Annotated in this window: 1 protein-coding gene; it reads right to left on the minus strand. The window is 65.5% G+C overall.

Going from position 1 to position 435, the window contains the following annotated elements; translation table 11 throughout:
* Positions 1–354: DUF2827 family protein (locus tag PXJ20_RS32990; RefSeq protein ID WP_421057523.1), on the minus strand; the 354-nt coding region annotated here is incomplete at its 3' end.
* Positions 355–435 lie beyond the last annotated feature (81 nt).

The raw sequence follows: 435 nt of genomic DNA on the forward strand, positions 1-435 counted from the left end.
CGTGAAATACCCGCCGCGTGCGAAGACGCTGGGCTCGACGAGCCCCACATACGGCTGGCCGCAGCAGAAGAACACCACCTTCGAGCCGCGTGCGCGCACGTAGTCGAGCCATTCGACGTCGAGACCGCCGCCCATTTCGAACACCACGTCCGGCGGCTCATCCAGATCGCGTGGCGCGACGAGCGGCAAGCCGTCGGCGAGCGCCTGCGCTTCCGCGGCCACGCTGGACTGGTCGCCGCAGTTGAGCAGCACGATGCCGGTGACGAACGGCAGCGTGCGCAACAGCTGCACGAAGTAAAAGACGTTCTGACCAAGACCGTTTTCCCAGATGCTCTGGCCGGCGTGGGTCAGCACGGAGATGCCTATCCTCATCGTGTTCGGGTATCCGGTGGGTTGACTGTCATGACCACAGCCGCAACGCCAGGGGCGACGCGG

Origin of the sequence: Paraburkholderia sp. A1RI_3L (assembly GCF_048957895.1) — a bacterium.
In the GTDB taxonomy this organism is placed as follows: Bacteria; Pseudomonadota; Gammaproteobacteria; order Burkholderiales; family Burkholderiaceae; genus Paraburkholderia; species Paraburkholderia kururiensis.